The sequence below is a fragment of the Rhodobacteraceae bacterium IMCC1335 genome (assembly GCA_039640495.1).
Lineage (GTDB): Bacteria > Pseudomonadota > Alphaproteobacteria > Rhodobacterales > Rhodobacteraceae > Thalassovivens.
Map to the genome: position 1 here is coordinate 3,018,793 of CP046864.1, position 18,142 is coordinate 3,036,934.

The following is an 18,142-nucleotide window of genomic DNA, read 5'->3' on the forward strand; positions in this document are numbered from 1 at the left end:
TGTTCCTGATAGTTTTCTGTTCAAGATCCACTCGCGGCGACTTCCGCTGCGACGAGGGCGCGCAACTCGTCAGCGCCGAAGGGATCTAGGGGTTTGCCGTTTACGAAGAAGGTGGGGGTACCACGCACGCCGACAGCGTCGACATCTGCGCGATCTTGATTGAGAACGCCAACCGTCTGTGGTGCCATCATTTGGGCTTTCGCGGCTTCCGCGTCCAGGCCAGCCTGTTCAGCAATTCCAATGATCCGACCGGGGTCTGGCGCGCCATGGGAGGCCCAACGGGGCTGATACTCTAGGAGTGCTTCGAGGACCGGCTCGAAAATGCCCTGCATGCGGGCCGCCTCAAGGACACGTATGGCCTGCTCTGAGCCTTCCCCGTGAAAGGGCGTATATCTCAGCACAACACGCACTGCGCCGTCATATTCGGCCAGTATGTCCTTCACAATCGGATGAAAAGCGCGGCAGGCTTCGCAAGCCGGATCGAAGAACTCGACGATGGTGACAGGGGCCTCTTCGGGGCCAAGGATAGGAGAGTAGGACCGGATCAGTGCCTCTGCAATTTCGGGCTGGACAGGTTCGACCTGAGCAACCGGCGCAGGGCGGGTTTGGTACCAAACGGCGGCGGCAAAGATCGCAAGGCCAACGATTAGGACCGATAGAACGACTGATTTGTTTTTCATGTGCGCTGCTCCTTCAGGGAGAAAATGGACAGGATCGCGATCAGCCCAAAGGCGACCAACGACAAAAGTGGGATTGGGACGCTGAGGAAGACCTGATTGTCATCGGTGCAGGACGGACCGGTCGCAGTGCAGGGTTGGATACGCTCCGGGAGGAGCCCGATATAAAGGCCCAGATGCCAGAGTGCGATGGCGGCCCCACCAAGGGCGAGCGCAACACCGTAGCGACCGACCCGGTGATCATCCCACCAGAGACCGAGGCCCAACACGACGGCCAGAGGGAACATAAACGCACGCTGAAACCAGCACAGATTGCACGGAGCCTGCCCCAGAACCTCACCTATAAAGAGCACGGCCAGCGAACTCCCCAAAGCGACGATCCACGCGGCGGTCAAAGCCGTCTCTTTTGACATCACCCGTCTCATATCGACATCCGCGCCTTCAGATCGGCAAGGATTTCCTCTGCCGGTGTGCCGTAGACCCACGCCCCCACATATCCGCCTTGCGGATCAAAGAGGAACAGCTGAGACGAATGCCCCATCGTGTATCCGTCGGGCGATGCCGCTTCCTCGATTTTCTCAAAGTACACACGGAAGGTTTCAGATGTTCGCTTGATCTGATTGGCCGTACCGGTCAGCCCAATGATGTTTGCGCCAAACGCCGGTACGAACTCTGCGAGTTGTTCGGGCGTATCACGTTCGGGATCAATTGAAATAAAGAGAGGCTGGACTTGGGCCGCGTCAGAGCCGAGCGCATCCATGACGGCGGCAACCTCGGCCATAGTCGTGGGGCACACATCGGGGCAATTCGCAAAGCCGAAGAAGACGAGCAACCAGCGCCCCGCGAAATCTTCGTCCGTCTGAACTATGCCTCGGTGATCGGTCAGTTCGAAGTCGGCTTGGAACGCGGGCGCATCAGCGCGCTGTTCCTCTCTGATAGAAACCTGCAAAAAAATGAACCCAACAACCACGATCGCGGTAAGTCCCCAAAGCATTTTTTGTAACGTAGAAAATTTCATTGGTTGTATTGCGCCCGATTCCGCCCATTTTTAAAGCGTTCTAAATGTTCTAGCTGCTAGAGGTTCAAGTTGTATTTCGGCATTGCGGCAGCGTGTCACGGATCTGTGATTACCGTGCTGGCTTGCGGATGCCAATAGCTATAGCTACCAACGCTATAGATATGGAGGTCACATGCTGACAATTGGAAGTTTGGGAAAGAAGACCGGAACAAAAGTTCAGACTGTCCGGTATTACGAACAGATCGGCCTGATGCCCGAACCAGGTCGCACCGAAGGCGGGCAGCGGCGCTACGGGGATGCGGAAGTTGACCGCTTGTCCTTTATCCGGCACGCACGCCAGTTGGGGTTTCCCCTTGAAGCGATCCGCGAGCTTCTCGATCTCAGTGATAATCCCGACCGCTCCTGCCATGAGGCGGATTCCATCGCCCGGCGGCAACTCAAGCAGGTACAACTAAGGATGGATCGGCTGAAAGCGCTACGCACAGAGTTGAAGCGCATGATCCACGAATGCAGCGGAGGCAATACGGCGGACTGCAAGGTTCTCGAGGTCTTGCGCGATCACTCAGAGTGTCTGACCGACCACGATGAAATTGGGGCTTAACCGTTTCCACGGCTCTCAAGCTACCAAAACGAAAAGAACCCTTGAACCTAAAGTCACTGTAGCAATTACATCTATCTCAAAGGCGATTCGAGGAGATGAAAATGAGCGCTGATGATCCGTTGTTAGCAGCAACCCCAATCCTGAACTTCAACCACCCGTCGATTGCACAACTGATCGAGGACCGAGGGTGGAAAGCCCTTTCTCAGCATGACCGGATCGGCGCGGTCTACGATTTCGTCCGCAACGAAGTTGCCTTTGGGTACAACCGCGCAGACGATATCCCGGCGGCAGAAGTACTCGCTGACGGTTTTGGTCAATGCAATACCAAGGGCACGTTACTTATGGCTTTGTTGCGCGCGGTCGGTGTGCGGTGCCGCCTTCACGGGTTCACGATCCACAAAGAAATGCAGCGGGGTGTTGTGCCAGAAATCGTCTACCCCCTCGCCCCCAATGAGATCGTCCACTCATGGGTTGAGGTGCAGACCGAGACGGGTTGGGCGAACCTCGAAGGGTTTATTCTGGATGCAGAGTTTCTATCGGCGCTCCAATCCACATTTACCGATTCACCCAGCCTCTGCGGTTACGGGGCAGGCACCGACTGCCTGCAGGCTCCCCCTGTAGAGTGGACGGGTGGCGATACCTACATCCAAGAAACCGGTATTGCCCAGGACTTTGGTATTTTCGACGCGCCCGACGAATTCTACGCCGCTCATCAGCAGTCGTTTAGCTTCGTAAAAGGCATATTGTATCGCCATATAGTCCGCCATTGGATGAACGCCCGCGTGCGCCGGATCAGATCAGGCAATGTGCCGCAAATACCTGGCTTGGCGTTGCCCAATCATAAACACGAGGAATCGCGTCATGCCTCATGATAACGGTCACGCGCATATTGATCCCGCGTCAGGGGACCGCCGTGTCTCAATCGCGATCTGGGCCAACGCACTTCTGACGGTCGCGCAGATCGTCGGCGGGATCTTGTCGGGCAGCCTCGCGCTTATTGCGGATGCTCTGCACAATTTCTCCGACATGGCATCCTTGGTGATCGCTTTTGCAGCTCGGAAAATCGCAAGACGCCCTGCGGACGGGCGCATGACATTCGGCTATGGCCGGATCGAAGTTGTGGCTGCCTTGATCAACTACACCACCCTCATCCTCGTTGGGTTCTATCTCATCTACGAGGGCGGAATGCGCATGATCGAACCGACCGAAGTGGCCGGTTGGACCGTGGTGATCCTGGGATCGGTGGCGCTGGCCGTAGACACGCTTACAGCGCTGCTGACTTATTCCATGCAAAAGGGCAGCGTGAACATCCGGGCGCTCTTCCTGCATAACTTGTCAGACGCGTTGGCTTCTGTTGCCGTAATTATCGGCGGCTCGCTCATCCTGCTCTATAACATGTGGTGGGTCGATCCGGCGATCACGATCGGCATCGCGCTCTACCTACTTTATCTCGCCTTCACTGAAATCGGCAAACCCATCCGCATCCTGATGCTAGGTAGCCCACCCGACATCGACAATGATGCCGTTGTTGCTGCAATCAGGGAGGTCGACGGGGTCCATGATGTCCACCACGTTCATCTGTGGCAGATGCAAGAGAACGACGCGGCATTGGATTGCCATGTCGTGACGGCTGATGGCGCGTCGGGCGAAAGGATCAAAGCGGCAGTGAAAGCGCGCCTCGCCGAAAAGTTCGGCATCCAGCACTCCACTCTCGAATTGGAGGATCTGGGGAATGCACACGATGGAGCGCAGCTCTATGGGCATGAGGAGACCAGATAATGATAGAAGTCATCTTGATTTACTTAGGTCTGGGAATTGCTGCGGTGACACTTGCTTCGATCCTTTGGTCAATCGCTTTCCCCGCGCGTCGTATCTGGCCACCCAAGCGCTACACGTCGATCACACCAATTCTGGTCTGGGTGCCAACGTTTTCGTTGTTTGGCATTCTGATCATGCTTGGCGTCTTGGGCTGGGGTGATCTGGCGTTTCCCACCTGGCTGCGTTTCGGGGTTGGGATACCGCTCATTGTGTTCGGCAATATCGTAGTCTGGTTTGAAGTCTCGCATTTCGGGGTGCCACAAACGGGCGGCGCGAAAGGCACGCTGAGGACCGCTGGCATGTATCGCTACTCTCGCAATCCTCAGTACATGGCCGATATCGCGATTGTAGGAGGTTGGTTGATCCTTACTGCAACACCAACAACGCTCATTGTTGGAACGGCTTCGATCTTGGTTTTGGTAGCTGCGCCATTCGCGGAAGAACCGTGGCTCAAGAAGCAATACGGGTCTGATTTTGACGAGTATATGGCGTCAACCCGTCGTTTTATCTGAGCCGCCTCGCTAAGAAGCTTTTCGGAGGTTCGTTGACCCTTCAGCTGCGCGAGGCCTGAATCGCCCCTAGGGGCAGCAGGACTTACCTTTTTGAATCGGTGGGCATGGAACAGTTGCGTAAGAACAATAGACGCAGCAATCCCCCTCAAGCGGTTTCAAGACGGTCTGACATGATTTGCATTCATAGAACCACTGGCAAGCATCTGTCGGCATAGTCTCGGTCTCAGCGTGTCCACAATTTGGACATGTGAGAGTAGATTGCAGCACTACTTTTGTTTCTTCTGTCGCCATAGCGCGTACCCCGTCAGAATTAGAAATCCGGCCAATATCGGCAGCAAGATCGCATCGCTGTAGACGACACCAAGCAAGCCCGTCAGACCAAGCGCAGTCAGTACGACCGGCAGTAACGGTGTGAAGCAACAGAGCGCGGCCAAGATCGTGCCACCCACTCCTAGGGCCAATAGTTTGTTCTTCATTGTGTCGATCTCCGCAAATCCCACATAAAACGCTGTGCAGACGCCTCCCACATGGGCGAAGATAGCGCGACCAGAAAGGCGATGGACGCGACTGTAGTCCAGACGATTGTGGACTGCCTGCGCGTTGCACATGGCCTGCGCCGAAGCACCCGATACCATGCCCAAACGAGTGCAATCGCGACGCCGACAAGAATGAAGTCCCGGTAAGCGACGAATGGCCCAAGCATGGTGAGCCATGAACCACCTAGGCCCAGTATCGAAAGGCCGATAGGCAAAACACAGCACGACGCCGACAACAGCGCCAGAAGTGCTGCGAAGGGCATCACAAGCTTGGAAGCAACGCCAGAGTTCGCGACCGGTTGTTGATTTGCATTCAAATCCATTTTGCTTTTCTACTTCCTGTAGTGACTACAGGAGCAAGCAAAATGTTCACCATCGGCAAAGCGTCGGAACAAAGCGGCGTGAACATCGAAACGATCCGCTACTATGAACGAGAGGGGATTGTCCCAAAGCCCGGACGCTCCGCTGGTGGGCGTCGGTTATACTCGTCCGACGAAATCGCCAAACTCAGGTTCGTGCGCCGGTGTCGCGATCTGGGTTTTCCGATCTCGAACATACAGACCTTTTTATCCCTCACTCCGCAGTATGACCGATCCTGTGGTGAGGTGAGAACCATGGCCGAGAACCATTTGGGTGAGATAAACGCGAAGATTGAGAACCTTATGCGCCTCAGAGAAGCGCTCTTGAGCCTCTCCAAGAACTGCGATGACGGCACCGCAGACTGTCCAATGCTGGACGCTTTGATGAAGGATGGCTTTGGCGATGGCCTACACGAGCAAAGCAGCTGCTAGTTTAGGCTTCGCAAACCGCAACTTTGTCCTGCAACTCAATCATCTGAAGGTGAATTTCGCTAAAATTTGCTCGAACGGCTGCTTTTGCTAGTTTGACGCGATGCATACACCGGATCAATCTCGAACCGAATTCATCGGCGGGGGTCGCGATGCACCGAAACCGGCCGTCGATTCAATAGTACGCAAGGTCGGCTAGGTCCGCATAGCAGACATTGGGGTCCGCTGCAGCGAAGGTCCGCTTTGCTATCTGAGTTTTGAATTTGAACGTTATGGCTCTCAAGCCTACCACGTGGATGATAGGGCCTCTTAGGTTTAGAACGTAAAGTCATCTTCTTGATGACTGACCTGGTGAACAGATCTATTAACTGTAACTGTACGATACCCGTCTCTATAGTCCTGCTCGGTGAAGGTCATATCCACCCAGTCATGCTGATAGCTGGCCATGTACTCATTGAAGATAGCACTGCGTCCTTTTTTAGGACCACTTGCGATTAGTAAGGCGTTTATGACTTGAGTTGGTAGTTGCCATTGGTGGGTTAGCGTATCTAGCAACACATGCAGATGCTTATCTTCTGTTAAGACAAGCACATGGGCATTATCAGCAGTGGCATTGATATCCCCTTTAAGATGCACTCTGTAGATGAGGCTGTTGGGGTGTTCAGCCAGTAGCTCTTCTATTAACTGGTAATGCTCTGGCTTAGTTAAAGCACTACGATCATACTGCCTTTTATAAGCTTCTCGGGAGCGCTTAGGCTTTACTGCATAGTACTCTACTCTGTCTTTATGGCTTTTATGAAAGCTGAGCTTAATGCGCCCTGAGGTAAACACCTGAAGGCTGTAGCCTTGGTAGGTTTCTAGGATCTCATGGGAGAGCTTTGGATCAATATACTTGGTCATTCTAAATTATCTTTCTGTTCTTAATACAAAAATAAAAAACACCTCAGGAAAGGCTCCTAAGGCAGGGTTAAAGGATAAGCTGTAAGGGGTAATGCGTAAGACGTAATATGTAAGTCGTAATATATAATATATAATACATAAGGGTTTGGGTGTTCCCACACCCTGTCAGCTTAGAACAAACTACACTACAATTTATTCTTTATCGTCTGCTATTAGAGCTGTCTTTATTTCCATAGCTTTGGGATATTTTTTCTATGTCTTTAGGGCTGCTCTCTGATGCTCTCTTTAAGCACTTCCTTTTTTGATAACCACCTTATGCTTAATCCTTTTGGTGTCTCCTCGTGCCACTCTGGAGCACTCTGGTATAGCTCCGTTACTTCCACACCTTTTCCATATGCTCCCGCATGATATCTAGGGCATAGCCTGAACCATAGTTCGCAGCGACTGTGTTAGAACCATGACCTAGGATGGCCATAGAGACAGCCTCAGGGCAGCCTGTGTTTCTGAGCTTGTCCTTCATGCGGTGGCGGAGGGAATGCATGGTAAGCTTCTTGTCTGTTATGACTGTCCTAAGGCGCTTCATGAGCATAGCAGAGGCAGCATCATTGCCACGAGAGCGAGCATACTTGGGGAATATAGCCTCCCCATCCCCCTTGCCTTTCCTGTGCTCCTGCAGTGTCTCTACTGCTCTCTGGCTCAGTGGGAGTGTTCTATGTGACCCCTTCGTCTTGAGACCTCTAATGTTGTTGGGGCGTATGGTTACTGAGCGCTCCTGCAGGTCCACGTCTTGGACTTCTAGTCCTACAATCTCCGACAGCCTTGCGCCTGTATCTATCAAGGTGATGAAGAGTGCCCAGGCAAGCGGGTCATTCTGATAGCAGGGAGTTACTATGGCGATATGCTCGTCCGTCAGTGGATGCCTGTCCTCGACGCTGGCCCCTGCCCCTTTTATCTTCAGCCCTTTGAACACATTTGGAATGGTAAGGCTATGTTCTGTTATCACGTAGTTCACGGCTGCCTTTACAACGGCCACATTCCTCAGCACCGAGTTGGGCTTCATCCGCTCCAGTAAGTGGTCCCGAAAGGCATTGGCATCTGCTCTGGTAATCTCCGCCAGGCTACCCTTTTCCAGCTTGTGCTCTCCCAGGCTGCTTTTAAGGTCTTTGCGCAGCTTCTTGATACGCAGGGCAGCATCTTTATCTCTCACACCTTCCCCGGCTTTATAGGCTGCATATTCACTTAAGGCTGTATCCAGTGTCATGGGCGGCGACTGTAGCTTGCCGTTATAGACTTGCCTCACCACTTCCTCTGGCAGTTTGCCCTTGATGGTCTTTGCAAGTTCATTCAGAGCATAGTCCTCTTGGCTGTATTCAACGATATGACCAGCCACCACCATATCCGCAACTTCCTCGCCCAGCGCTGCTCTGATAAACGCCAGGGCTCGTTCATTGGAGGGCATCGTCTCTTCTGCTGCAAACAGCTGCTCTATTTCCAAGTGCACTTTGGGAAGGGCGTTCATCGCCTCTGAGTAGCTCTCCCCCAGTTGCCTGTAGAGTGTATCCTTTCCAATCAGGTGTCTGAGCTTTTTAGGGACGTTTCTTTTATAGCGATACGAGCCGTTCTGGCGTCTAAAAACATAGGCGGGGAGTTTTGGCATCTTGGGGTCCATCTCATAGTTTTGAATCTAACTGTGAGGCGGATCAACCCTCTTTGCCTGTCCAGCTTTGACGAAATACAGCAAAATCTGACCGAGTGGTCCCAAAAGCGGTCCCGAAAAATGGTCCAACCCACTGGTATCATTGAATTTATTCAAAAAAAATAGAGAAAATGGCGCACCGGGGATGCGACCGAACTCAAATAAGGTTGTTTATTTTCAATGCTTTAATTAAGTACCCTTTTGGAAAAACGGTCCCAAAAGCGGTCCTTAGCCGCACAAAAGAGCTCTTCGATCTTGCTTGCGAACTTAAAGCCAAACCCGTGCCCGGACAGATTCATAGCTGACATCAACGCCACCTTCATGCAGAAGATCTTCTAAATTTCTTAATGAAAGTGGAAATCTGACATACAGCATTGCCGCAAGCTGGATGGTCTCCGGAAAGGTTTTGAAGTAGCGGAATTAAACCTGTTTTGGCAAAGCTAGATTGCTATAAGTCGGGCCTGTCGGAAACAAGGCAGTTTAATCTAATGAAGCCCTCGCAAAGGTGACCCATACTGGCCAGTGATCCGATCCCTTGGCCTGATCGTCAACCCAGACTTCGGACACGGCCCCAGCAAGGTTGGTGGAGACAAAGCAATGGTCGATACGGCACCGCGCGTTTGGATGGGTGGAGCCGGCGTTTTCTACATGACCAGCTAGCACCCATGCATCTAGAAGGCCCCGACGATTGGTCAGGCGACCAAAACCTTGGGCCGTACCGCCGATAATCTGGTCGTATTCCGGCATGCCAGGACCAAAGTTCATGTCACCCATCAGGATTATCGCCTCGGGCATGGGGGGTTCAGACTCTTCAATCCAGCCAGACTCAGGGTTGGGATGCCCACCGCACCATGCACCACCCTCAAATGGTGCTTCACGAAGGATGTCGAGGATGCGCGTGATCTGTGGCTGGCGCGTTGCAACGCAAAGGTGACTCATGTGTACAGAATACACTCGGACCGGGCCAAGCGGCGTGTCAATTACCGCCTCCAGAAGACCCTGTTGGATGGAGTGGTGCTGGCGGTCACCCCATTTCGGCAGCGGGAAATTACGCGAGGATAGGATTGGCCAGCGTGACAAAATCATCGTACCGAATTGTTTGCGGCGGTGGATCAGACGGCCTTCATCTCGGAAGCTCGCATCCATATCCAAATTGGCCCCATAGACCCAATGATGATGGGGTAGATGGTCAGAAAGCACACTGGGGCTGTCAACCATCCCGCTGCGCGCCCAGAAACGGTCAACTTCCTGAAGTGCGATGATATCAGCTACCTCAACCTCGGAAGCGATGCGAGGCAGGTCATAGGTGCCATCCGCACCCAGCCCGTATTGGATGTTGTAGCTAACGCATTTCATAGGGGTTTCTCCAGCACGGAAAGAGCTACGTCTAGGTGGTCGTGATTGATGTAATCCAGTCCGGCCTCTACATAGCGTAGGAAGATCGCAGGGTCGTTGGATTCGGTGTAGCCCATGATCTCCAACCCCACCGCGTGCGCCGCCGCGATCACGGAAGACTGGCACTCGGCGGCCTCGATCTCGATCAGATCAGCCCGGTAAAGTGACTTCGCAACCGAGACATTACGCGCAATCGACAAGGTTATCATCTGGCGCAGGTCTGGTGCGGTTTTGCGCATGGCAGCGCGCATCTCGGGCTTGAAAGAAAAGCTGAAACAGGAGTCGATTATCCCCGTCTCGCGCAGAATGGCTGAGCATGTGTCGGCATTGCACCACTTGATTTCCACATAAGCCCCAGCGCTGCGACTGCGAAGATGGTCAAGATAGGCATCCAGACGCGGCACCCTTTGGCCTTCAAACTCAGGAGCAAACCAGCGTCCAGCATCCAGAGCGTCAATTTCAGCGGCGGTGCGATGTTGGATCGGGCCAGTGCCATCTGTCGTACGGTCCAGTGTCTGATCGTGCATAACATATAACACACCATCGGCGCTTTCGCGCACGTCCAGCTCGATCAAGTGCGCACCTCTATCCAAGGCCACATCGGCAGCGGCGAAAGTGTTTTCCGGGGCGATCAAGCTGGCCCCACGATGACAGACCAAGCGCGGTCTCACAACTCGACCTTTGCAGTGATCAGCTCGTGATCCGAAAGGTAATAGCCTCGTTCACAGATCGCAGGCAAGATAGCTGGGTCCGAGGCGGTGACCCCGCGCACGAACAGCCAGTCCAATTTTTTAAGCGGGTAGTGTACAGGTTTGCCTGGGGCAGAGCGAGTGGTGACACCGGGAGCGTTGCAGCTTAGCCAGTCAAAGCCTGCCTCGGCAAAGGCTGCAAATGATGGCTCGGTTGGGGCGGGATCTTCAAGGGTCTCAATCCCGGACATACGCTGGCCCACAAAGGCGGCAGTGTTCATGTCCCCGCCGATGATACAGGGCCCATTACCATATTCCTGAGCGATCAGATCCAGCATACGCCAAGTCTGATCGGCGCGCCCCTGCGCGTCGCTTTCGCTTTCATAATGTGCTGCGACAAAGGTCACTCCGCCAATTTGCGCTGCGATGGCTATGCGACCCCCGATGCGGAGCTGGCCGTCGTTTTTGGGTGTGTCTGTGAACCACTGGCCCCCTGCATCCAGGGGCAAGAGCGCCACGTTTTCTATTTCATATCGCGACAGGATCGCGTTGCCGTGCAGCCCATGCATGTTGGGTATATTCTTAAAGAGCCCGGTCTCGTAGGGATCGCCTGTGCCAAGCTCCACGAATTCCACGCCAAAGGCATAGCCCATCCCCAAAGCTTCAGCCAGATCACGAGTTGTGTGATGCTGACCAGAGCGCGCCATGCCAAGGTCCATCTCAGTGGCCATTACGATGTCCGCACCGCTCTCGCGCAGCACCTGCGCAGTTTCTGGAACGCGCTTGCAACGCTCGATGTTCCAGGCGGCGACAGTCACAATAGCAGGGGTATCCGTAGGCATAGTTTGCTGCAACTCCACATTGTTCAGACACTCCCAATGCGCAAGCAGCTCCGCATGTGTTTGCTCGGATCGCAGGCCAGAGGCCACTTCCTTGCGAGCACCTTGCGAGGGTGTGGGAAGCGAAGGGGTTGTCTTGCGTATCGGCTCACGCATAGCCTTGCTCGTTCATCAAGGCAGTTGCATTTGGGATACGCGCGCCTGAGCCATCAAAAAGGATTGCGTCATCCCTCGCATGTGTAAGATGCAGACGATCGCCGACCTGCCAGCGCGGCTGAGTTCCGGCCTCTAGGAACCGCAGGAGCCCTAGCGGAGTTTGCACTGTTGTCAGGACTTCGCGCCCCATGGGTTCAAAATGAGTAACTTGCGCCGGCAGGCCGGTTTCAGTGGGGCGCAAGGCTTCAGGACGCAAGCCAAATGTTCTGGCTATGCTTGGTGCTTCAATTAGAGGATTAGGCAGAGAGATCACGTTCATTGGTGGAGAGCCGATGAAGCCCGCCACAAACAGCGTGTCCGGACGTAGGTAAAGATCCTCGGCACGGCCGATCTGTTCGATCCGGCCAGCGTTCATGCAAACCACGCGGTCCGCCATTGTGGTAGCCTCAAGCTGGTCATGAGTAACAAGAATTGTTGTCACACCTAAGTCCCGGGTGATCCGCCGGATCTCGGCTCGCATGGTCAAGCGTAGGGTTGCATCGAGATTAGATAGGGGTTCGTCTAGGAGTAGCAAGTTGGGCCTTTTTATCAACGCTCGCGCTAATGCCACACGCTGTTGCTGACCGCCAGACAGCTGCGAAGGGCGGCGCTCCAGAAGTTGGTTGATTTGCACCATCTCGGCCATCTCGCGGGCGCGTTTCTCGGCGTCCGGTGTTTGCTGGAACCGAGTCGGGAAGAGGATGTTCTGCAGAACCGACATATTAGGGTAAAGGGCGTAGCTTTGAAAGACAATGCCTACATTGCGATGTCGTGCCTCCACTTCGTTTACACGGGTGCCGTCAAATAGTATGTCACCGCCCGTAGGCAGGTAGAGTCCCGCCAGCATCAAAAGCGTTGTTGACTTACCGCAGCCAGAGGGGCCAAGGATTGCGACGAACTCTCCATCCTGGATTGTCAAATTCATGTCTTGCACGGCGACTGCGTCATCCCATGCTTTTTGCAGTGCTTTCAATTCGATCTGTGCCATCAGCCTTTGACCCCTCCAAGCGTCATTTGCGTGAGGTATTTTTGACAAAAGAGGTATAAGATCAGTGCCGGCAACACGTATAGCACCGCCACGGCGGCTACCATGCCATAATCCACGCCCATAACGTCCTCTCGGACGTAGTAAAGATAAGTGGACATCACCCAGTAACTTTCCCCGGTACGCAGCCCGTTGACAAAGACGTATTCCTCCCAGCCCTTGATAAAGGCAAAGACTCCGATGGCGATCATGCCCACGCGGACCTGCGGCAGGACTACCATCCAGAAAGCTTCGCGTCGTGATGCTCCATCGGTCATCGCCGACATTTCGATGTCCCAGGGCACAGCGTCAAAAAAGCCCTTCATGATAAATATGAAGAAGGGTAACTCTAGCGCGGTCAGTACAAGGATTGGCGCGTAGAGTGTGTTCAGTAGGCCCACCCAGAAAACGATCAGGAAGATTGGGATCACTAACGTAATTGCCGGAAAAGCCTGCAACACTAGCAGTGATTGCAGAAAGGTGTTGCGGCCGCGAAAGCTGTACCGGCTGAGGTAGTAGGCTGCCAAGGTCGAGACGGTTACTACAATCACCGTCTGAGTGCTAGCCAGAAGAAGAGAATTGGCAAAGGCCTCCCAGACCCATGGGTATCGCTCACCCACTGTGCCCTGACCGTCGAGATCATCAATGATATTGGCGTTAACCATGAAGCGAAAATTTTGTAGGTGTAGGTCCTGACCCAACAGGATCTGACCCAGCAGAAAGGCGGTCAAAACGCCCATGACAATTGCTAGCCGTTCACGCCGCAACCAGAGCATCGCCACGCCATAGATGCCAAGACCGACAAGAATCACCACAAGCGCAGGCCAGAGTGTTCCTGTTTCTGCCATACCGCGCCGCGCGGTGAAGGCAATCATCACCATCCAGATATAGGGCACTGCGATGGGAATAGAGACGGCCGCAAGAAACAACGATAAAGCGCCAAGACGCAGCCTTCGCCCAAGACGTGAGCGTTGGGCCAGTTTCACCCAATCAACCATCAGTTCACCTCAATCCGGGGGCGCTGTAGCAGCGATTTCATATTAATTAGCCGCCACATTAACAGAGCGACTGCGATGCCGACAACAATCAGGATCAGCGCAATGGATGCGCCATAGGCATATTGCCCGCCCCCGATGCCTGGGGCCAATGTCTTGGTGTAGCTAAGCATGGCCATTGTCATGGTCGACCGCGCAGGACCCATGATCAAGAATATGTATTCAAAAGACACTAGCAAAGCAAGCGCTTGATAGATGGTTATATAGCTTATCGGCCAGCGCAGGGCGGGCAAGATCACATGGCGCACTATAGACAACGGCCCGGCTCCATCGACGCGGGCAGCGTTGAACAGATGTTCGGGGATTGACCGGATGGCCGAGGTGAAGATTATCATTCCAAGGCTGGCACCGATCAGCCCATTTGCGACGACGATCACCGCCATGGGGTGATCGAGCCGAAGGTTCAGTGGCTCTGATGCAAACAGAAGCCATACTTGATTGAGAAGGCCCCTCTCGGCGCTATCCACCACCCAAAGCCACAGCAGCGCATAAACCACCGAAGGCGACATACGTGGCAGAAGCCAGATCGCCCGGAATACTGCCCCCATGCGCTCCGGCACAGCGGTTGTGGTCACTGCGAGGATTAGGGCAAAACTGACATTGAAGATAAACAAAGTCAGCAGCACGAAACTCGCAGTAAGCGCAAGAGCGCGGTAAAAGGATCCACGAAGCTCAATGCCCAAAAAGGCTTCTGGATCCAGCTTGCCGAGCTTGTTGAATTGCTTAGTAGTTGGGAACTCTTCAAAGCGCACCGTCTGATTCATGTCCGAAAAGGCTACTAAGATGTTCACAACAATAGGGGCAACGAAAAATGCAAGCATCAGTACGACGGCAGGGCCGAGGAAGAGAACGGCATCAAATCGCTGACGGGTGGCTTTCATGAGGCCTTGTCCTTAAAAGGGGAGCACGCGCTTGGGTGTATTTTGAGGCGCGTGCTCGATATGCTTTAGGTTTAGTCGAGGATGATCACGTCATCGCCAAGCTCGATTTCGAGTTCTTCGAGTACCATATCGACCGCCTCTTCTGGGGTCATTTCGCCGGTCTCGACCGCTTGAACGCCGGTGTAAGTGATGGCGTTATACTGGCCAATTTTGGCATGGTTCGGCATGAACTCGGCCCGAGCTAACAGCGGTGTACCGGCGACCAGCGCCCAACCTTTTTCTTGGAACTCGGGCATAGAGACCTGACCGTAGGTGATCGGCGTGTGGTTGGTGCCAACGGCGTGGGCGGTGTTAGGAACTGGCATGGAGGCCATTGCAACCAGCAGGGCAGCTAAATCCTTGTTCTCGGTCTCACCTACGATGTAGACGATCGGGTGGCTCAGGTTTTTGGGCTCACCACCCTTTTCCGCTGCTGGAGAGTGGATCCATGTCAACTTATCAAAGTAGTCCTTGGAACCAGTCAGGCCAAACGCTTCCATCTGTGCGCCAACGTTCCAGATGCCGTGGAATTTGCCGAGAGCGTCGCCACCGCGGAAAGCAGCGTGGGTGCTATCCCAGCTGAACGTAGTCATGTCGGCAGGCAGCGAACCGTTGTCGACACAGTACTTTAGCCATCCATAGTACTTAGTAAGGCCAGACTTTGTAATCTGAAGCTTGGCTTCTTCAGCGTTATATATTTCGATACCGAAGGAGGCCATGGCCATCTGGAAATCTGGGCCAACATTCGGACGGTGTACCCAACCTATCTTGGCTGCGCCTTTTTTCACCGTGTCGGCTGCAAGGTCACACCAGTCGTACATGGTGAACTCACCTCTGTCCACGCGGCCGGGCAACTCGTCAATAAAGTTTTGATCATAACCGGCGTCACGCAAGATGTCATTGTTTACAAAAAACATACGGATCTCACTGTCCTGTGGGATACCAAAACGCTCACCTTTATACATGACTGAGGTCCAGAGCTCGGGGATCATATCGGTATAGAACCAAGGAGAGGCGGCAATGTGATCTTCGAGATTTGCGGCTAAACCAGCCTCAACAAAAGAGCCGATCCACTCATGCGCCGCAACAGCGATGTCAGGCGTTTCGCCAATAGAATGCGCTTTTAGCAGAGCGAGTGCATCGGCATCAAAGCCCTTGTTGTTGGTTTCAACCAAGTTTATCTCAACGCGAGTGTCTGAGCCTGCCGCTTCGAACATGCGGTTCAGTTGTTCAGCCGAGGTTACGATGTTCCCAGCTCTTAGAGGTCCTGATCGATCAGCACGTGACCACAGATCCAGAGTGATAGTATCAGCAAACGATGGCGCTGCTAGTGCGCTCGCGGCAGCAAAAAACACTGCCGTTGAAAAAGATTTGATAGTCATTTTCATCTCCAAGTTTTACATTCCAATGTCACATTCAAATCAGTTGATTGTGACGTTCAAACAAAGAAAAAATGACGAAATTGTAAAAAGGCTGTCCTAGCCCCGTTAAAAAAACACCAAAGTATGAGAACTAGAAGGGCTTAAGAATGGCACGGAAACGGTATTCGGACGAAGATGCGCTGAAGAATTTACTCGGGATTGAAGTTCATCTTCTTTGAAATATGGATGTTTTGAGTACCTGCCACACTAAACCTACCCCCACCTTCTTCACAAAAAAAAAGCATACCCAGCCCCCCGCTCTGGGAGGCTGGCTTGGTTTTGGTCGGGGGCCTACCCTAACCTCTTCCTGTCGACATAGACCCTGAGCCACGCCCAGTAGTGTGCCTGACTGCGGAAGCCCTGGATCTGCGCTGCCATGTCCTTGGCCTCCTCGGTTGGGATGCCGCCCTCATAGATGTGGATGGCCACTCGTTCTTCGAATGCTTCGATGTCAGGGATGAGAGCAGGTTCTGCTATAGTGGTTGGACTCATGATGTACCGTCCCAGTCCGGCAGCCTCACCCCATCCACGATCTCCCGCTTCTGAGCATCACTGATGCCCGCAGAGTATAGCCCGTAGGTCAGCTTATTGGCTGAGCGTGCAGAGTGATGTCCCACAAGGGAGGCGGTGAAGTGCTCAGGGGTGCCTGTGCGCTCGCATTGGGTGATGAACCACTTGCGGGTGGAGTGGAATACGCTGCCTTGGAGGTCAGGGTATAGCCTCCTTAGCTTGGCATAGCGCTTTACCACAGCATCAATTGTTAGATAGGGAAATAGCCGCCCATGCTTTGGCAGGGATGTATCCAGAAGCTGCTCTAGGATTTGATGAAGTGGGACTTCCCGTTCAGCTGCTTTTGACTTGAGCTGCCGAATAGCGTTTGGCCTTATTTTGATAAACCGTCCCAAGTTGCCCTTGGCTGTAATGTCCTCTGCCATAAGCCCGCAGATCTCCCCTGAGCGCATGCCAGTCAGGAGGCCAAAGAGAAGGGCGCTGTGAAGCACCCTGTCCTTGGCTTTGAGTAGAATTGAGACTTGCGCATCTGTTAAAACGCCATGAGGGGATACCTCTGGCTTTGCTCTTATGCTGAGAGTTGACCAAGGGTTGTTGCTGAGCTCTCCTTCTCTCACGCACCAGTCAAGGAAGCGCTGCATTTGCTTGAAGATACGGCCCTGCGTTTGTGGTGTCAGGGATATGGCCTCAAATGTTTGTGAGAGCTCTGCCAGCTTTGTAAGGCTAGCCTCCTTAGCCTCTGCGTATTTCCTGACATTGGGAGAGAGCTTGGATATTAGCTTAAGGATATCTCTTCCTGTATCAGCGCTAAGCTCTCCTATCTTTTGCTTCTTGCCCACATAAGAACTTAGAAGCTCCAGCGCATAGCGAATGGACTTTGTAGTTCCGGGTCTAAGCGTTTGAGATAGTTCTTTTAGATATCTCTTGGCTAACCCATGAACAGGCTGCTCACCCAGAAGCCTTGTGCGCTGATATCGAGGACGCGCCACAGCAAGCTTAGGAGTTTCAGGGTTGGGTTTATCTGTTGCAGCATCAGCATGGGCCTGTGCCTCCTTTACTAGGTTTGTGAATGTTTGATTGAGCTCAGCCACGCGGGCTTTTGCCTGTTTGGCATCTGCTGTTCTCAGGGATTGCTTAAGGCTTGAGCCAAGGATGGGTTGCAGCGCCTTGGGATAGGTTCTGCGATAGACCCAGGTGTTATGCCGTTTATAGGCGTATTTTATGTCTGCAGACATGACGTCTCCTTACTGGGGCAATTGCCCCGGTTTTGATATTGAGGTGGGATTTTGTGAGTAAGAACAACGAGGGGCTGGGTTTAAGCCCTTCCCTGAAGCAATCAGCTTATCTCTGTGCTGTTGTTCCTTGAGAGATGAGTTTCACAATCATCTCAATGTCTGGTTCTCCGTATTCCCCTGCAAAGGGACCAGAGAGAGCCACTCCTGTAACGAACTCCTCATAGATTTCTTCTATGCGGAATTCATGCTCTGGGATGTCATCAAAGCCTGCTATCAGAACGATGCATCCTGGGCGTAGATCCAGCTGCCCCAT

At 53.3% G+C, this 18,142-nt stretch carries 22 protein-coding genes and 1 pseudogene; 5 read left to right on the forward strand and 18 right to left on the reverse strand.

Translation table 11 applies throughout. The features are described 5' to 3' along the window. Nucleotides 1-20 precede the first annotated feature (20 nt). From GN241_14615 to GN241_14625, 3 genes are read right to left on the reverse strand one after another with little or no spacing between them, the layout of a single operon-like run. Nucleotides 21-680 carry a thioredoxin domain-containing protein gene (locus tag GN241_14615; GenBank protein XAT58484.1) on the reverse strand — a complete coding sequence of 220 codons (660 nt, stop codon included), beginning with the start codon at nucleotides 678-680 and terminating at the stop codon, nucleotides 21-23. Next, the gene (locus GN241_14620) at nucleotides 677-1,102 is read right to left on the reverse strand and encodes a disulfide bond formation protein B (GenBank protein ID XAT58485.1); all 426 of its coding nucleotides are present in this window, start codon (nucleotides 1,100-1,102) and stop codon (nucleotides 677-679) included. The genes GN241_14615 and GN241_14620 overlap by 4 nt, the downstream gene beginning before the upstream one ends. After that, nucleotides 1,099-1,695, reverse strand: a complete 597-nt coding sequence (locus tag GN241_14625) for a redoxin domain-containing protein (protein ID XAT58486.1) — start codon at nucleotides 1,693-1,695, stop codon at nucleotides 1,099-1,101. The genes GN241_14620 and GN241_14625 overlap by 4 nt, the downstream gene beginning before the upstream one ends. Nucleotides 1,696-1,867: 172 nt before the next feature. Here GN241_14625 and GN241_14630 point away from each other — a divergent pair, with 172 nt between their 5' ends. From GN241_14630 to GN241_14645, 4 genes are all read left to right on the forward strand, one after another. Then, on the forward strand, nucleotides 1,868-2,296 hold the full coding sequence (locus GN241_14630) for a MerR family DNA-binding protein (GenBank protein ID XAT58487.1): 429 nt from the start codon (nucleotides 1,868-1,870) through the stop codon (nucleotides 2,294-2,296). Between the two features lie 101 nt (nucleotides 2,297-2,397). Then, complete coding sequence (locus GN241_14635; GenBank protein ID XAT58488.1) at nucleotides 2,398-3,168, forward strand: transglutaminase; 771 nt, start codon at nucleotides 2,398-2,400, stop codon at nucleotides 3,166-3,168. Continuing rightward, nucleotides 3,158-4,075, forward strand: coding sequence for a cation diffusion facilitator family transporter (locus GN241_14640; protein ID XAT58489.1), 918 nt, complete (start codon nucleotides 3,158-3,160; stop codon nucleotides 4,073-4,075). The genes GN241_14635 and GN241_14640 overlap by 11 nt, the downstream gene beginning before the upstream one ends. Further along, complete coding sequence (locus tag GN241_14645; GenBank protein ID XAT58490.1) at nucleotides 4,075-4,626, forward strand: DUF1295 domain-containing protein; 552 nt, start codon at nucleotides 4,075-4,077, stop codon at nucleotides 4,624-4,626. The genes GN241_14640 and GN241_14645 overlap by 1 nt, the downstream gene beginning before the upstream one ends. Nucleotides 4,627-4,692: 66 nt before the next feature. On the opposite strand, the gene GN241_14650 is transcribed toward GN241_14645, so the two are convergent. Genes GN241_14650 through GN241_14660 form a run of 3 tightly spaced genes read right to left on the reverse strand, consistent with a single transcriptional unit; the run spans nucleotide 4,693 to nucleotide 5,485 of the window. Continuing rightward, nucleotides 4,693-4,917, reverse strand: a complete 225-nt coding sequence (locus tag GN241_14650) for a hypothetical protein (protein XAT58491.1) — start codon at nucleotides 4,915-4,917, stop codon at nucleotides 4,693-4,695. Next, nucleotides 4,893-5,102 carry a mercury resistance system transport protein MerF gene (gene merF / locus GN241_14655; GenBank protein XAT58492.1) on the reverse strand — a complete coding sequence of 70 codons (210 nt, stop codon included), beginning with the start codon at nucleotides 5,100-5,102 and terminating at the stop codon, nucleotides 4,893-4,895. The genes GN241_14650 and merF overlap by 25 nt, the downstream gene beginning before the upstream one ends. Next, on the reverse strand, nucleotides 5,099-5,485 hold the full coding sequence (locus tag GN241_14660; protein XAT58493.1) for a hypothetical protein: 387 nt from the start codon (nucleotides 5,483-5,485) through the stop codon (nucleotides 5,099-5,101). Before GN241_14660 ends, merF begins: the two co-directional genes overlap by 4 nt. A 42-nt stretch (nucleotides 5,486-5,527) precedes the next feature. On the opposite strand from GN241_14660, the gene GN241_14665 reads away from it, so the two are divergent. After that, a complete protein-coding gene (locus GN241_14665) occupies nucleotides 5,528-5,953 on the forward strand; it encodes a MerR family transcriptional regulator (GenBank protein XAT58494.1) in 426 nt (141 codons plus the stop codon). Nucleotides 5,954-6,265: 312 nt separating this feature from the next. On the opposite strand, the gene GN241_14670 is transcribed toward GN241_14665, so the two are convergent. From GN241_14670 to GN241_14725, 12 genes and pseudogenes are all read right to left on the reverse strand, one after another. Next, nucleotides 6,266-6,850 carry a hypothetical protein gene (locus GN241_14670; protein ID XAT58495.1) on the reverse strand — a complete coding sequence of 195 codons (585 nt, stop codon included), beginning with the start codon at nucleotides 6,848-6,850 and terminating at the stop codon, nucleotides 6,266-6,268. 373 nt (nucleotides 6,851-7,223) lie between these two features. Further along, nucleotides 7,224-8,519, reverse strand: coding sequence for a tyrosine-type recombinase/integrase (locus GN241_14675; protein XAT58496.1), 1,296 nt, complete (start codon nucleotides 8,517-8,519; stop codon nucleotides 7,224-7,226). A gap of 300 nt (nucleotides 8,520-8,819) precedes the next feature. Further along, nucleotides 8,820-8,936: pseudogene (locus GN241_14680) on the reverse strand (IS6 family transposase). Nucleotides 8,937-9,026: 90 nt separating this feature from the next. Beyond that, entirely contained in the window at nucleotides 9,027-9,902 is an 876-nt protein-coding gene (locus GN241_14685) for a hydrolase (GenBank protein XAT58497.1), read from the reverse strand. Beyond that, a complete protein-coding gene (locus GN241_14690; GenBank protein ID XAT58498.1) occupies nucleotides 9,899-10,612 on the reverse strand; it encodes a glycerophosphodiester phosphodiesterase in 714 nt (237 codons plus the stop codon). Before GN241_14690 ends, GN241_14685 begins: the two co-directional genes overlap by 4 nt. Beyond that, nucleotides 10,609-11,625, reverse strand: a complete 1,017-nt coding sequence (locus GN241_14695; GenBank protein ID XAT58499.1) for an endonuclease/exonuclease/phosphatase family protein — start codon at nucleotides 11,623-11,625, stop codon at nucleotides 10,609-10,611. The genes GN241_14690 and GN241_14695 overlap by 4 nt, the downstream gene beginning before the upstream one ends. Next, nucleotides 11,618-12,652, reverse strand: coding sequence for an ATP-binding cassette domain-containing protein (locus GN241_14700; GenBank protein ID XAT58500.1), 1,035 nt, complete (start codon nucleotides 12,650-12,652; stop codon nucleotides 11,618-11,620). Before GN241_14700 ends, GN241_14695 begins: the two co-directional genes overlap by 8 nt. Beyond that, nucleotides 12,652-13,686, reverse strand: a complete 1,035-nt coding sequence (locus GN241_14705; GenBank protein ID XAT58501.1) for an ABC transporter permease subunit — start codon at nucleotides 13,684-13,686, stop codon at nucleotides 12,652-12,654. The genes GN241_14700 and GN241_14705 overlap by 1 nt, the downstream gene beginning before the upstream one ends. Further along, on the reverse strand, nucleotides 13,686-14,624 hold the full coding sequence (locus GN241_14710; GenBank protein XAT58502.1) for an ABC transporter permease subunit: 939 nt from the start codon (nucleotides 14,622-14,624) through the stop codon (nucleotides 13,686-13,688). Before GN241_14710 ends, GN241_14705 begins: the two co-directional genes overlap by 1 nt. Before the next feature lie 71 nt (nucleotides 14,625-14,695). Next, nucleotides 14,696-16,057, reverse strand: coding sequence for an extracellular solute-binding protein (locus GN241_14715; GenBank protein XAT58503.1), 1,362 nt, complete (start codon nucleotides 16,055-16,057; stop codon nucleotides 14,696-14,698). Nucleotides 16,058-16,572: 515 nt separating this feature from the next. Then, complete coding sequence (locus GN241_14720; protein XAT58504.1) at nucleotides 16,573-17,829, reverse strand: tyrosine-type recombinase/integrase; 1,257 nt, start codon at nucleotides 17,827-17,829, stop codon at nucleotides 16,573-16,575. 106 nt (nucleotides 17,830-17,935) lie between these two features. Continuing rightward, complete coding sequence (locus GN241_14725) at nucleotides 17,936-18,142, reverse strand: hypothetical protein (protein XAT58505.1); 207 nt, start codon at nucleotides 18,140-18,142, stop codon at nucleotides 17,936-17,938.